The organism is Arthrobacter sp. FW306-1B-F12A (genome assembly GCF_058781865.1).
This window is the reverse complement of the sequence record NZ_JBYSXD010000001.1, coordinates 125926-139569: the sequence shown is the minus strand read 5'-3', so window position 1 is coordinate 139569 and position 13644 is coordinate 125926. Positions and strand designations below refer to the sequence as shown.

12 protein-coding genes are annotated in these 13644 nt (G+C 65.1%); 6 read left to right on the top strand and 6 right to left on the bottom strand.

Annotated features, from left to right (window positions below; all coding sequences use genetic code 11):
- Nucleotides 1-214 precede the first annotated feature (214 nt).
- Genes AC3WJU_RS00695 through AC3WJU_RS00680 form a run of 4 tightly spaced genes read left to right on the top strand, consistent with a single transcriptional unit; the run spans nt 215 to nt 3436 of the window.
- Nucleotides 215-1252 carry a thiamine pyrophosphate-dependent enzyme gene (locus AC3WJU_RS00695; RefSeq protein WP_492258899.1) on the top strand — a complete coding sequence of 346 codons (1038 nt, stop codon included), beginning with the start codon at nt 215-217 and terminating at the stop codon, nt 1250-1252.
- Nucleotides 1245-2279, top strand: a complete 1035-nt coding sequence (locus tag AC3WJU_RS00690; RefSeq protein ID WP_492258898.1) for an alpha-ketoacid dehydrogenase subunit beta — start codon at nt 1245-1247, stop codon at nt 2277-2279. Before AC3WJU_RS00695 ends, AC3WJU_RS00690 begins: the two co-directional genes overlap by 8 nt.
- Entirely contained in the window at nt 2272-2601 is a 330-nt protein-coding gene (locus AC3WJU_RS00685) for a biotin/lipoyl-containing protein (RefSeq protein WP_234747729.1), read from the top strand. The genes AC3WJU_RS00690 and AC3WJU_RS00685 overlap by 8 nt, the downstream gene beginning before the upstream one ends.
- Nucleotides 2602-2605: 4 nt before the next feature.
- Nucleotides 2606-3436 carry an alpha/beta fold hydrolase gene (locus AC3WJU_RS00680; RefSeq protein ID WP_284988382.1) on the top strand — a complete coding sequence of 277 codons (831 nt, stop codon included), beginning with the start codon at nt 2606-2608 and terminating at the stop codon, nt 3434-3436.
- A 38-nt stretch (nt 3437-3474) separates the two neighbouring features.
- Here the strand turns inward: AC3WJU_RS00680 and AC3WJU_RS00675 are convergent, their stop codons facing one another.
- Nucleotides 3475-3888, bottom strand: coding sequence for a MarR family transcriptional regulator (locus AC3WJU_RS00675; RefSeq protein ID WP_284988383.1), 414 nt, complete (start codon nt 3886-3888; stop codon nt 3475-3477).
- 82 nt (nt 3889-3970) lie between these two features.
- Between AC3WJU_RS00675 and AC3WJU_RS00670 the strand changes: the two genes are divergently transcribed.
- The gene (locus tag AC3WJU_RS00670) at nt 3971-4624 is read left to right on the top strand and encodes a phosphoribosyltransferase (protein WP_492258897.1); all 654 of its coding nucleotides are present in this window, start codon (nt 3971-3973) and stop codon (nt 4622-4624) included.
- Nucleotides 4625-4764: 140 nt separating this feature from the next.
- Here AC3WJU_RS00670 and hpaB read toward each other — a convergent pair whose 3' ends face one another.
- Together hpaB and AC3WJU_RS00660 are read right to left on the bottom strand one after the other, a co-directional pair.
- Nucleotides 4765-6219: a 4-hydroxyphenylacetate 3-monooxygenase, oxygenase component gene (gene hpaB, locus AC3WJU_RS00665; protein ID WP_492258896.1), complete on the bottom strand. Its 1455-nt coding sequence runs from the start codon at nt 6217-6219 to the stop codon at nt 4765-4767.
- A gap of 64 nt (nt 6220-6283) precedes the next feature.
- Nucleotides 6284-6820, bottom strand: a complete 537-nt coding sequence (locus AC3WJU_RS00660; protein WP_059387630.1) for a flavin reductase family protein — start codon at nt 6818-6820, stop codon at nt 6284-6286.
- A 148-nt stretch (nt 6821-6968) separates the two neighbouring features.
- Here AC3WJU_RS00660 and AC3WJU_RS00655 point away from each other — a divergent pair, with 148 nt between their 5' ends.
- Complete coding sequence (locus tag AC3WJU_RS00655; protein WP_284988484.1) at nt 6969-7703, top strand: IclR family transcriptional regulator; 735 nt, start codon at nt 6969-6971, stop codon at nt 7701-7703.
- A gap of 155 nt (nt 7704-7858) precedes the next feature.
- Here the strand turns inward: AC3WJU_RS00655 and AC3WJU_RS00650 are convergent, their stop codons facing one another.
- The 3 genes from AC3WJU_RS00650 to AC3WJU_RS00640 all read right to left on the bottom strand — a co-directional run bounded on the left by AC3WJU_RS00650 (nt 7859) and on the right by AC3WJU_RS00640 (nt 13599).
- Entirely contained in the window at nt 7859-9259 is a 1401-nt protein-coding gene (locus tag AC3WJU_RS00650) for an MFS transporter (protein WP_492258895.1), read from the bottom strand.
- 135 nt (nt 9260-9394) lie between these two features.
- The gene (locus AC3WJU_RS00645; RefSeq protein ID WP_492258894.1) at nt 9395-12415 is read right to left on the bottom strand and encodes an AAA family ATPase; all 3021 of its coding nucleotides are present in this window, start codon (nt 12413-12415) and stop codon (nt 9395-9397) included.
- On the bottom strand, nt 12412-13599 hold the full coding sequence (locus tag AC3WJU_RS00640) for an exonuclease SbcCD subunit D (RefSeq protein ID WP_492258893.1): 1188 nt from the start codon (nt 13597-13599) through the stop codon (nt 12412-12414). The genes AC3WJU_RS00645 and AC3WJU_RS00640 overlap by 4 nt, the downstream gene beginning before the upstream one ends.
- Between the last annotated feature and the right edge of the window lie 45 nt (nt 13600-13644).

The window sequence follows — 13644 nt, the reverse complement described above, 5'->3', positions numbered from 1 at the left end:
GTCGTTTTGAGCCCTCATAACGACAACAACTGCTGGGCCCACGCCGCCAGGATTCCCTGGCCGAGCTTGCGAGGCGAGGGTGGCGGTGGGGAGTTGGTTGGGAGGTGCGCAAATTGCTATGTGTTCCCCAGGGAAGACTGGCAGTTCATGGCAGTTTGACTAGCCCCGAATAGGCGGATTGCCTACGTTCCGAACAGTGACTACGGTCACGTCCATGGACTCATCTCTTCCCGTCGTGGCCGCAGCCGACGCCGCACCCCTGTCCCCCGGACAGCTCAGGGAGCTCTATTCCTTGATGGCTGCCGTTCGATACCTCGATACCTCGGCCGTTGCCTGGCAGCGCCAGGGAATCATCCCCGGCTACGCTCCGGAACTCGGCCAGGAAGCGGCCCAGGTCGGCAGCGCCTACGCCCTCGACACTGCCCGCGACTTCGCCTTCCCGACGTACCGCGAGATGGGTGTCGCCAGGACCATGGGCGTGGACATGGTGGCGTACATGTCCACCCACAAGGCAACGTGGCACGGCGGAATGTACGATCCCCTGGCTAGCCGCCTCGCGCCCATCCAGGCCGTGGTGGCAGGCTCGGTGCTTCATGCCGTCGGCTGGGCCCACGGCCAGACCCTGAGCGGCGGGCACGGAGTGGCCCTCAGCTACTTCGGCGATGGTGCGTCCTCCCAGGGCGATGTCCACGAGGCCATGAACTTTGCCGCCGTGATGAAGGCACCTGTTGTCTTCTTCATCCAGAACAACGGCTGGGCGATTTCCGTCCCCACCGAGCGGCAGGTGGCCGGCGGTTCGGTAGCTGCCCGAGCCGCGGGCTACGGAATCCCGGGCATCCAGGTGGACGGCAACGATGTGGTCGCCGTCCATGAGGCCACCCGCAACGCCTTCGCCCACTGCCGCGCAGGAAAGGGTCCGGTTGTGGTCGAAGCCATGACCTACCGCCGCGGTCCGCATTCCACCGCCGACGATCCCGGCCGCTACAGGAGCCTCGACGACGAGCGCATCGACGCCGGCGAGGATCCGCTGGAACGCCTCCGCAAGCGTTTGCTGGCCGAAGGCGTAGCCGACGAGGCGTTCTTCACCGCCGCCAACCAAGCAGCCCGGGCAGAGGAAGGAGCCATCCGCACCGGAATCGAAGCCCTCGGGCCCCGGCCCGGCAACGAGATGTTCGATTTCGTCTTCCAGGAAACCACCCCCGCCCTTGAAAACCAGGCCACCCGTTGGCGCGAGGAGTCAGAACATGTCTGAAAGCACCACAGCCACCCTCGAAGCCAGGGCAGCCACAGAGAACCAGTCCGTCAAGCTTTCCATGCAGCAGGCACTCAACCGCGCCCTGGACGAGATCCTCTCGGCCGATCCGAAGACGGTGGTCTTCGGCGAGGACTGCGGCCGATTGGGCGGGGTCTTCCGCATCACCGACGGACTGCAGGCCAAGCACGGAGAATCCCGGGTCTTTGACACGCCGCTCGCGGAATCGGGCATCCTGGGGATGTCAGTGGGCCTGGCCATGGCCGGTTTCCACCCCATTCCGGAAGTGCAGTTCGATGGCTTCGCGTATCCCGCCATCAACCAGATCGTGTGCCAGATCGCCCGGATGAACTACCGCAGCCGGGGCAAGCTTCCGATGCCGATCACGCTCCGCGTACCCAGCTTCGGCGGCATCCGCGCCCCCGAACACCATGGCGAAAGCCTCGAGGCACTCTTCGCGCACGTTCCGGGGCTCAAGGTGGTCTCGCCGTCGGACCCGCACGATGCCTACCACCTGCTCAAGTACGCCGCCTCGCGGCCTGACCCGGTGATCTTCATGGAACCGAAGTCCCGGTACTGGCAAAAGGGCGACGTGGACGCCTCCGACGGCGGTACCCTCACCGGCGCCCGCGTTGTCCGGCCGGGCCGCCACCTGACCCTCGTAGCCTGGGGTGCCATGGTTGCCCGGTGCCAGCAGGTTGCCGAACTCGCCGCGGAAGACGGAATCGACGTCGAGGTCCTCGATCTGCGCTGGCTCAAGCCGATCGATGCCGAAGCACTGGCGACTTCCGTCGGAAAGACGCGGCGCGCCGTCGTCGTGCATGAGGCTCCGCTGACCTCCGGGCTGGGGGCCGAAGTGGCCCAGCTGATCACGCAAAGCTGCTTCGACACGCTCAAGGCGCCCGTCGAACGGGTCACCGGCTTCGATGTGCCGTATCCCTCCGGCGACCTGGAGGACGAATACATTCCGAGCATTGACCGCATCCTCCTGGGGATCCAACGAGTACTGGAGTATCGACGTGGCTGAAATCAGCTTCCCCCTGCCCGATCTTGGCGAAGGCCTCATCGAAGCGACCGTCCTGGACTGGCTCGTCTCCCCCGGCGACCAGGTGGAACGGAACCAGCCGCTCGTGGAGCTGGAAACGAGTAAATCCGCCCTCGAGTTGCCGAGCCCGCAGGCGGGTAAAGTGATCCGTATCCACGGAGCGCCGGGCGAGACCATCAACGTCGGTGAACCGCTGGTGGTGTTCGAGGTGCCGGACAATACTGCCGGTATCGTGGGCACCGTTCCCAAGGATGACGCACCGAAGCGCCGGGTCCGCCTGAGCGCCGTACTTGATGAGGACTGACACCATGAGCGGCAGGCACAAGGAAGAGCACATCCACACTGTGGAAGGGACAGATCCGCATCTGTTCGTGGAAGTCCATGAGCCTGCCGAAGGGACCGACGCCGGATTGCGCCCCGTGCTGCTGCTGCACGGTTTCTCCTCGTCCACCAAACTCAATTGGGGCGACACAGGCTGGATTTCCACCCTCAAGTCCGCGGGCCGGCGTGTCATCACCGTGGACCTTCCAGGGCACGGCCAGAGCAGCTCGCCCGAGGACCTGGACTCCTACTCGCCGAGCCGGATCCGCGCGGACCTGCTCCAGATAGTCGCCGACGCCGGTGCGCGCCCCGTGCGCGCCGGTGACCCTACCAGCGGGCTCGACGTCATCGGCTACTCTTTGGGCTCCCGGCTCGCTTGGGAATTCGGGGCAACCCAGCCCGAACTCGTGCACCGGCTGGTGTTGGGCGGCCCGAACAAGGAAGACCCCCTGGCGTCGTTCGATCTCGGAGCAGCCCAGCGCTACCTCGCGGACGGCACACCCATTGAAGACGAGTCCACGGCAGGGTTGCTCAAAATGGCACAGCTCTTGCCGAGCAACGATCTTTTTGCGCTCTTGTCGCTCATCGAGGCCATCAAGGGCGAACCCTTCGATCCTGCCGAAGCCGTGCCCCACATGCCGATGCTCCTGGTGGCCGGCGACAAGGACGAGCGCGCCGTCACCATGCCGGAGCTCGCTTCGATCGCTTCCCATGCCGGGGGCATGGTTGAACAACTGCTCGTACCGGGGCGGAACCACAGCAACGCCGTGACCAGCCGGGTTTTCAAGGACGCTGCGGTGGCGTTCCTCGGCGTCTAGGCGGTGGCGGAGCGGCTGATAGTGGCGGAGCGGCTGCCTTAACCCGCCAGCCGCTCCGCGTTGAGCGTCATGCGCTCCAGCACGCTGACGGCCATGGCGTATTCGTCGATACCGATCCCCATCGAGAGGTCCCGCCGGGATTCTTCAACGAGCTTTTGGGCTTCCGTATGTTTTGCGTGGCCGAGTTCGCTGAGGCTGAGGCGATCGTCCACCATGATGATCATGCCGCGGCCGACCAGGGCGGCGAGTTCGTTTTCGCGACGTCGCGTGTCGCCGCCCCAAAAAGGGTTGAGTATTCCGTCAAGATCCTCGGGGCTGATGGTTGTCTCGGCCAGGACGTTGAGCGTCTGCCACTGCCTCCGGCTGAGTTTCAACCTCGCCAAGGTGCTGTCCAGGTGAGCCTCCAAAGCGGCGTCCAGGCGTTTGGTCCAGTAACCGATCGGCTTGTTCACATGGCCCATCGTGGCAGCGCAGAGCGGTCCCGGCAACAAAGGTAGGCTTGATTCAGCGCTGGATGACGTGGAAGTGAGACGAATGGGCATGCGCTTCAAGGACCGTGCGGACGCCGGACGCCGCGTGGCAGCAGGGCTCCCGCAGCTCCGGCATCGCCCGGACACCATCTTGCTGGGCCTCGCCCGCGGTGGAGTCCCCGTGGCGGCCGCTGCCGCCGTCGAGCTCCACCAGCCCTACGGCGCCATGCTGGTACGTAAACTCGGCATCCCGGGCCGCGAGGAAACTGCGTTCGGCGCCCTCGCCTGGTCCAACGGCAGGATCGTCCGCATCCTCAACCGGCCCCTCGCCGAGCGCATGCTTCGGCATGGAATCACCCAGGCTTCGCTCGACGCTGTGGAGGCACGCGAGCGCGGAGAACTCCTGCGGCGAGTGAAGACCTACCCGGGTATCAGCTTCGATCTTTCGGGCAAGACTGTTGTCCTTGTCGACGACGGACTCGCCACGGGCGCAACGATGCGCGCTGCCGTCGAGGCCGTCCGCGCGGGAGGCGCGGCGACTGTGGTAACCGCCGTCCCCGTGTCATCCCTCGAAGCCCAAGCGTCCATCAGCCGGGTGTGCGATTTCATGATGTGCCTGCACACGCCGGGCAAATTCCATGCCGTGGGCGCGTTCTACGAGCACTTCGAACAATTGACCGACGACGACGCGGTGCGGCTTTTGGAGCAGGCGGGGTAGTTCGCAAGCCGCTGGGTTGCGCTTGTTCGCGCCAAACGCGAGCGAGCGTCGATGAATTTCCCGTCATAGCTGAGCGAGCGTCGGAGTGCGAACGACGACGGCGATAGCTCGCCGTCGTCGTCGGACGCGCCGTGGCGCGTTCAGTCCTTCCGCTCGAGGAACTCCCGCACCCGGGCGCGGGCCGGCTCGCGGTCGTAGCTGTTCACGAGGGCGGCAGCCATGCGGACGGGGTCGCCGAAGAAGAAGTACTCATAGAGGGCCTGGCGCCCGGCGAACGCGGAAATGCTGGCATCGAAAGCGAGCTTGAAGAGGCGCACGCGCTCCGGGCCGGTCAGGGTCTTCGCCTGCAGGTACAGCTCGATGTCCGGCAATGCCTCGCTGGCTACGTCCGCTTCGCCCGGCAGGGCCATGAGGCCCGACGCCGAGAACTTCCGGATGATCGCGGGGAACCGCTGGGCAACCTTGGGGTACCAGTTGCGTGCCGCATTCAGGGTGGGCCAATGCGGCAACAACACGCCATCCGGGCTTGGAGCTGCCTGGGCCTCCGCGGCCACCATGAGGGCCTTGCCGATTTCGACGGTCTCGATCAGCTCCGCGAGGTCTTCCTGGATGTGCTGGAATCCGTCAATCCCGATCGACGCCGCAATCTCCGAGGCCAGGCCGAGGAAGAACTCGCTCTTCGCGATGGTCCTCGTGACCACCTGGTGGGTCATGAGGGCCCCGGCGCCGGTCTCGGAGTAGAAGGCATTGCACAGCTCGGGATGGCCGAGCATGAAGATGCGATCGTTCGGAACGAATACGTGGTCGAAAACGACGACGGCGTCCATCTCCTCGAAGCGGCTGGCGAGCGGCTCGTCGTGGGTGCCTCCGCCGTTGTAGAGCGAGGTCCGGCACAGGTAACGCATGCCCGGCGCATCGTTCGGGAGGGCGAACGCGTAGGAGTAGGGAGCATCTTCCGGCGTCGAGCGTAGGAGCGTCGAAGGGAACACGAGGAGCTCGTCGGCGATCGGCGCGATGGTGGCGAGCATACGTGCGCCGTGGACCACAATGCCGTCTTCCCGCTCCTCGACGACCCTGGCCGAGAGTTGCCCGCCGAGCTGTTCGGAACCTGACACCGAACGGTTGACTTGCGGCGGGATCAGCGTGTGCGTCGCAAGGAGATCGTTCTCGCGGCAATGCTCATAGTATTTGCGGATGTTTTCGCCGAACATCGGATCGGCCTGGGCAAACCATTTTTCTGCGGCCGCGAGTGCCGTAAGGGCGCCGTTCATGTAATCACCCGTCCGGCCCAGGAACCCAAGGGAGTACTCCGCCCAAGTGCGGATGGCCGAATGCCGATGTTCGAGGTCTTCCTTGGTGCGCGGCACCAGGAACGAGGCGTTCACCCGGTCACCCGTCGTCGGGGACTCGTAGGTGAGGGCGTCCGCATACTTCGGGTCATGCTGCATGTCGAAGAGCTTCGCGTACGTGCGGGCCACATTCCTGAAGGACGGGTGGTCGGCGATCTTCCCGGTGACCATTTCGCCGTCGATCAGGACGTGGGGGTTCATCGAGTTGAGCTTGTCCAGGTACTGCTGTCCGGTCCGGATTCCCATGGTTGTCTCCAATGATGGTTGTGCTGAAACGGCATACGGATGCGGCGTCGACGGGCGCCGGCAACTACAGAAGATCCTCCATTCCCAATTGGCTTTCAGGGATAGTGGTGAAAGAGCTGTTGGCGAACGCGAGCGCGTCGCCGCTGCGGTAGTTGAAGTCCACCACTTCACCCACGTAGAGGGTGTGGTCTCCGCCGTCGTAAGCCGCCCAGGGCGTGCATTCGAAATAAGCGAGGACGTTGGATAGCCGGGGCGCCGTGTCGCCTTCTACCCAAAGGGGCTCGGGCCCGGGTCGGCCCGCGAAATGCAGGGCGAGTTGCTTCTGTTCGGCACCCAGAATATTGACGCTGAAGGGGCGCCCGGCCAGCTCATCGTGGGCTTTGGCGTTGCGGGCGATGCTGACCAGGACCAGCGGCGGTTCCATGGATACGGCGGTGAAAGAGTTGACGGTGATACCGTGCCGCTTGGTGGCGCCGTCGAACGTCACGATAGCGACACCTGTGGCGAAGCGGCCCAGGCTGCCGCGGAAATGATGTGCCCGCGGCCGCGAAGTGCGGCTCAAGGGACCGGGCTCCGCATTATGGCTGGACTTGGCAATCATCGTTGATTCCTGGCTAGCGATTGTTCTATATGTGAATTTGTTCTATATTTGAACAACAAATTCTCATACAGAACCATAGTCTCTTGTGAGTGACAGCACAAGACGGCGGGCCGGTCGCATTAGGCCCCAACATAGGATGGAGCGCATGATGTCTCCCAGCGCCGCAAAAAGTCTGCAGGACACGACGGCGACGGTCTCGCCTTCGCAGACCCTCTCCCGCGGAATCCAGGCCCTGGAAATCCTGGCGGCAGCAGAGCGCCCATTGACCATTGCAGAACTCGCCGGCGCCCTGGGCGTTCATCGCTCGGTGGCCTACCGGATCCTTCGCACGCTGGAGGATCATTCCCTGCTGGTGCGCGACGACGCCGGCCGAGTTCAGCCAGGTCCCGGCCTTGCGGTGCTGGCCCGGGGTGTCTCCCGCGACCTCCAGACGGCCGCCCTACCGGAACTGACCCAGCTTGCCAACGCCCTGAACATGACGGCATTCGTCGCGGTCTGGGATCATCAGGACTGCGTCACGCTGGTCACGGTCGAGCCCCGACACTCAGCCGCGACCCTGGCACAGCATCCCGGCACCCGCCACCCCGTGAACACCGGGGCGCCTGGAATCGCGATCCAGTCCACCATGAGCGAAGAAGAATGGGCCGCCCGCGCGCCGGGCCTGCCGTATCGTCCGGAAGCGGCAGAAGCGCGCCGGCTCGGCTATGCGGCGAGCCACGACGAAGTCATCGCCGGCTTGTCATCCTTGGCCGCCCCGATCCGGGTGCCAGGCGGGCGGCCCGCCGCGATCGCCGTCGTCTACATCCGCCGCGAACAGGACCAGGCCGCCGTCGGCGAAGCACTGGCAGCGAGCGCGTCCCGGATAGAGTCCCAGCTGGCGTAAGGACCCGCCGATGGACTCGTGGGCTTTTCACCATTGGTGCGCGCGTTCGTCCTGTTTCCGACGCTCGCTCACTTATAGGGCCAAAACCTGAAACGCGCGCTCAGATGATCTGAGCGAGGGCTTCCCAAAAGTGGCCCATTAGTGAGCGGGCGTCGTTATGGTTGCGTGCTTGGCCGGCGCCGGAGAACCAGTCCTGCAACGATGCCGAGCAGCAAAAGCGCGCCGGAAGCGGACGTGGACACCACAAATGCGGTGCCCGGACCCTGCGTCTGGGCCAACTGGCCGGCAACGTAGGCGCCCAGCGCCGTACCCGCCACGATGCCGCTAGCCAAGGCGGTCATGACGGTCGCCATGCGGCCGGCCGGTGCCACGACTCCCCCGATGCTGAAGACCGTCACCATGACCGGTCCCACGGGAATTCCGAGCACCAACAGAACGATGACCATCGGCCAGATCCCGGCGGGAAGGAACAACAGTAGGGAGAACGCCGTCATCGCGGCCGCGGCGAGCACCCAGCGGATGGCCAGCCCGAAGCGCTGCGGCCAATAGGCAACGGACAACGCCGCGACGGCGGAGCTCAGGCCCATGACGGAATACATCAGCCCCGCAATTTCAGCCGTGGCGAACTGGGCGGAGAAGGCGCTCAACGCATTCTGGGTTGCCCCAAAGAAAGTACCCATGCAGACCATGGCCAGCACCGGAACGGCGACCTTCAGCCAGGCCACGGATCGGACACTTGACTGCCGCTGTGCAGGGACGCTCCCGACGGCGGCGCGCGCCTTGCGCCTTGCAGGCACCACGGCCAACTGCGAGGGATGGACGGCGAAGGCCGGCACGAGCGTGGCCGTCAGGACGGCCGCCAATGCGAGCGGAAGCCAGGGGGCTACGAGGCTCGCCAGAATACCGACCAGCGCCGGCCCCAGGACGAACGTGACCTCGTCCGCGGTTCCTTCATAGGACAACGCGGTGTCCAGGTCTGCGCGGCTGGACGCCACAATTCCAGGACCGTTGGTGTTCAGGTTCCTCGTGGTCAGGGCCATCCAACGGACACGGGCCATGGGCCCCACCTGCGGGCAACTCGCTCCAGCCAGGAAAGCCGTCACCAAAATGGCAATCGCGTCCGTGGGGGCGTTGAAATCGGGCGTCAGGTAGGCGGCCACGAGCAAGGCGATGACGGTCACGGCGTTGACAACCGCGGCCACGAGGAGCACAGGGCGCTGGCCTGAGCGGTCGGCAAGGGAGCCAAGCACCGGCGCGCCCAAGGCCGAGCCAATGCCGACCGCTCCGGCGGCCAGGCCACCGATGGCGTAAGAATGGCTGACAGCTGTGACAAGGGTGAGGGTGCCAACGGTCAGCATCGCGAGTGGCAGCCTCGCGAAGAGACCCAATGGGAGGAAGTTCCGGCCTGCGAGTTCGGGCAAGCGGGCGAAGCGGCCGGGCAGACACGAACGGCGCGGCGCGGCCGACGGGGGCAGTGCCGAAGGCGGCGCGGAAGGAAATTCAGGGTGAAGCTTAAGCGCGGTGTTCGCCGCGGAGTGCTGTGGGGAGGAGTTCATGATTCCGGGTTCGCTGAATGGTGCGCATCGTCCCTCCTCCCGATGCGCGCGACCCGGTGTAACCCTCCAAGTCTACCGGACGGCCGCGCCTGCTCAAGCGGGCCCATACACGACGAAGCGCCCCAAAACCGGTGCCTAGGCGGCCGCGGTGTCGACGATTCGAACGGTGGAACCGTTCCGGTTCTTGATTACCTGCAGCTGGCTGCTGATTCTCTGCTTCATCTCCGCAACGTGGCTGACTAGCCCCACTACCCTGCCGCCGTCGCGCAGCCCCTCCAGCGCATCCATGACCTGCTCGAGCGATTGCTCATCAAGGCTTCCGAAGCCCTCATCCACGAACAAGGTCTCGATGTCCACACCGCCGGCCTCCTGCTGGACCACGTCCGCGAGCCCCAGGGCCAACGCGAGCGAAGCCATGAACGACTCCCCGCCGGACAGGGTTGCGGTGTCCCGCCGCTGGCCAGTCCACTCATCCACCACTTCCAGTCCCAGGCCTGATTTCGCGCCCCGGGCTGCCTTGGCGTCTGTGTGCTGCAGGGTGTATCGACCATCGCTCATGGCGATCAGCCGCTCCGACGCCGCCGCCGCGACCTGTTCGAGGCGGGCGGCCAGCACATAGCTGTTGAGGCTCATTTTGTAGCCGTTGTCGCCCGCCCCTCTTGCGGTTTCTGCGAGCTCGTTGAGTACCCGGGCGCGATCCCGGGGGCCGCGCCCGGAGGCCGCAGCTTCCTCGTACTGCGAGCGGATCGCAGCCAGGCTGGTCACCGTGCGGGCAGCGAGTCCTGCAGCAAGATCCAGCCGTCGGGCTGTTTCTTCCGCCCGTCCGGCGTCTTGTTCGAGGGCTGCGAGCTCGACGGCGGTCAGTGGCACCTCACCGATCTGGGCTTCCTTGGCCGCGAGAACGAGATCCTCGGACTCGAAGAGCTCTGCGAGCCGGGCGCTCTCGGTCTCCGCGGACCTGATGGCTTCGTCGAGCCTTGCAGCGTGCTGCTCGTCGAGGATTTCGAGGCGCGCAGCATCCGCGGTGTCGAATCCGTTCGCTGCAAGGGCGGTTTCCAAGGCCGCAGACGCATCGTCCAAAGCCTCCCGGGCACGTTCAAGTTGCACTCCGGCGGCGACAGCGGACTGCAGGAGTTCGCGATGCCCGGTCAGGGCATCGATCCGCTCGTGCAGCGTGTCGAAGCCATCACGCAGCCCGCAAAGCAAGGTCTCCAGGGACTCACGTTGCTCACCCAGCAGGGCCATGGTGGACCCGGCCTGCGCCGCAGCGGTGTCCTCTTGGACTTGTTCTTCCTCCAAGCGGGCAATCCGCTCCGTCATGCGGGCGAGCTCTGCCTTGCCACGTTTGAGGCTGTCGACGGCGGAACGCGCCAAGGCCAGGGCGTCTTTGGCCAGGGCCTCCGCCGAAGCGGCTTCCTTGGGATCGATGCCTCCGCCCTGGGCGGTGAGCACGGCAACTTCCTGCTCGGCGGCCGCCAGCTCGCCTGCCGCTTGGAGAAGTTCATGCTCGCTTTCGTCGTAGCGTTCGTGGGCGGATTGCTCTTCCTCCGCAAGGGCCAGTGCGGTTAGCCCTGCGGCTGCCGGGGACGGGTGTTCGGCGCTTCCGCAGACGGGGCATGGATCGCCGTCGTTCAGCTTTGCGGCGAGTTCGGCGGCGGCATTGGCCAGCCGGGATTCGCGGAGATCCAGCCAGAGTTGCCGGAGGTCCTGGGAAAGCGCGCGTGCAAAAGCGTGACGCTTCACTGCCGCGGACTGGGAATCCAGGGCGCTTGTGTAACGGGCTACGGTTTTGACGGTGTTCTGCGCTGCTGCCGCTTCGCTTTCCCGGAGGGGCAGCTCCACAGCGGCCGCTTCCAGCGGGCCCAGCTCACCTTCCAAAACAGCCGCATCCGAGCGAAGCCCGGCCAGAGCAAGGGACCGCTCTGCCTTGGCCGACTCGCGCTGCCGTGCAGCGACGTCGAGGGCATCAAGCCTGGCAGTGATGTCCTCGAGCTTCTGTTCGTCCCCGACCCGGGCCTCAACGACAGCCATGGTCTCTTGAATCCTCGCCAGCGACGTGCCCGGCTCGCTTGCGTCAAGAGAGGCGGCAAGCAGCTTCGCCGTCGCCGACTCCGCCTTCGCGCCCGCGATGTCTAAGGCCTTGGCAGCGCGGTCGACGGCGTCGAGCTGTCCGCCGAGGACGGCGGCTTTACGGTGGCGTCCAAGCCGCTCGCGGAATTCCTGCACTTCAGCCGCACGTGTGGCGAGGACTTCGCGCCGGCAAGTGGCGGCGTCGAGCTTCGCGTGCCGTTGGACCCGTTCCCGCGCGGAGTTGAGCTTGTCGGCAAGCTGAAGCCGGACGGCTTCGGCAGAACCGGCGGCTTGTTGCCGCTTGAGAGATTCGGCACGGGCCCGGGCCTCGAGGGTCCCGAGCCGGAGTTCGGGCGTGGAATCGTTGGAGCCTGCGTCATCAAGATCCGGGTCAGCCGCCTCGTCAATGCCGAGTTGCGCGAACTCGGACTCTGCCCGCTGCACGAGCAGCTTAAGTCCGTTCTGGTTGTCCTGCACTTCTGCGCGCGCGGCGTTTGCTTGGAGTGCCAACTGCTGCTCGATCGCTTCAAAACGCTGGGTTCCGAAGAGCTTCTGCAGAAGATCCAGCCGGTCGGACGCCTTGGAACGCAGGAAAGCCGCGAAGTCTCCCTGCGGGAGCATGACCACCCTGGTGAATTGTTCCCGATCCATCCCCAGGACATCTCCGATTTCCATGCCGGCTTCGTCGTTGCGGGAGGTCTTTTCTTCCCACGAGCCATCAACCCGTTCACGCAGGAGGGTCTTGGCCTGCTGGGTGGTGAAGCCCTTGCGTCCACGGGCACTTGGCCTGTCCCACGCCGGTGAGCGGGTGACCTCAAAGCGTCTTCCGCGCGCCGAAAATTCGCAAACGACCCGCGGCTCCGCAGCCGGTTCCGCGTGGTCGCTGCGCAAGCGTTTTCCGTCCTGGCGGGCGCCCGGTACCGAGCCGTACAACGCAAAGCAGATGGCGTCGAGCACGCTCGTCTTTCCCGCGCCGGTGGCACCGTTCAAGAGGAACAGGCCCTGGGCGCCCAACAGATCGAAATCAATCGATTGAACCCCGGCAAACGGCCCGAAAGCCTCAATTTCAAGGCGGTGGATTCTCACAGCTCTGCCCCTTCCAACCGGACCGCTTCCAAGGCTTCACGAAGGGCGGAAAGTTCAGTCTCATCAGCCGGCCTCCCGCGCACATGGTCGAGGAAGCCGCAGCAAACACCAAGATCGTCTTCGGCCTCCGCAAGCCGGCTGCTGTAGCTGGCTTTGACCTTTCCCGCGGCGTCTTCAGGGTCAAAGCCCAGCACCAGCGTGTCCGGGAACCGGGCACGCAGCTGTTCCATGGCCTGCGCAGGCCGCGAGGAGTCTGTGAGGGTGACTTGGCAATACGCAGTCTCAGCCCAGGAATGCTCCTCCGACTCCAGAAGCTCAGCGAGCTTCCCCCGGAGAATCGCCAGCTCCCGTGGTGCTTTCCACAGAACTTCCTCGACGCTCTCAACACCGCCGACGCCGATATCAATCAGCCACGCACCCTTCCGATGCCTGGCCTCGGAGAACGAATACGCCAGCGGCGAACCCGAATACCGGACGCGCTCCGAAAGTTCCTGCCGCCCGTGCAGATGTCCGAGGGCCGTGTAGCCGAAGCCATCAAAGAGATCCAGGGGCACAGCCCCCAAACCGCCGATGCTCAAATCGCGTTCGCTGTCCGAGGTGATGCCGCCGCTCGCGAAGGTGTGTGCCAGCACAACGGAGTGCACCGGCCCTGCTTCGCTTCTCCGGGCAATGTCCTCACAGATGAGCTCCACCGCGGCCTGCGTGACGTCAAAGTGGCTCGGGGTTTGGGTGCCGAGCCGTTCGGCGACAAGCCGCGGTTCAAGGTACGGAATTCCATAGACGGCAACCACGGGCGCACCCGGCTGAGCTGCACCGTGGTCGCTATCCAGGGGAAACAGGACAGGCGAATCGAGATCCTCTACGCGGGTCCGCACATGGACTCCCCCGCGCTCCAGCAGGCGTGAAGCGAAACCAAGGCGGATCGCGGAATCGTGGTTGCCGCTGGTCAGCACCACCTTGGCTCCAGCATCCGTGATCCGTACGAGGGCGTCGTCGAGGAGCTTCACGACGTCCAGACCCGGAAGGGCGCGGTCGTAGACGTCGCCCGCGATCAAGACGACGTCCACCGACTGTTCCCGGACGACTGCGAGCAATTGCTCAATGAAGTTGCGCTGGGCGTCAAGCATCCCGACGCCATGGAACGAGCGTCCCAGGTGCCAATCCGAAGTGTGCAAAAGCCTCATGTTTTCAAGCTAACTGGAGGCCCCGACATTATTGGTGCGGCGCGG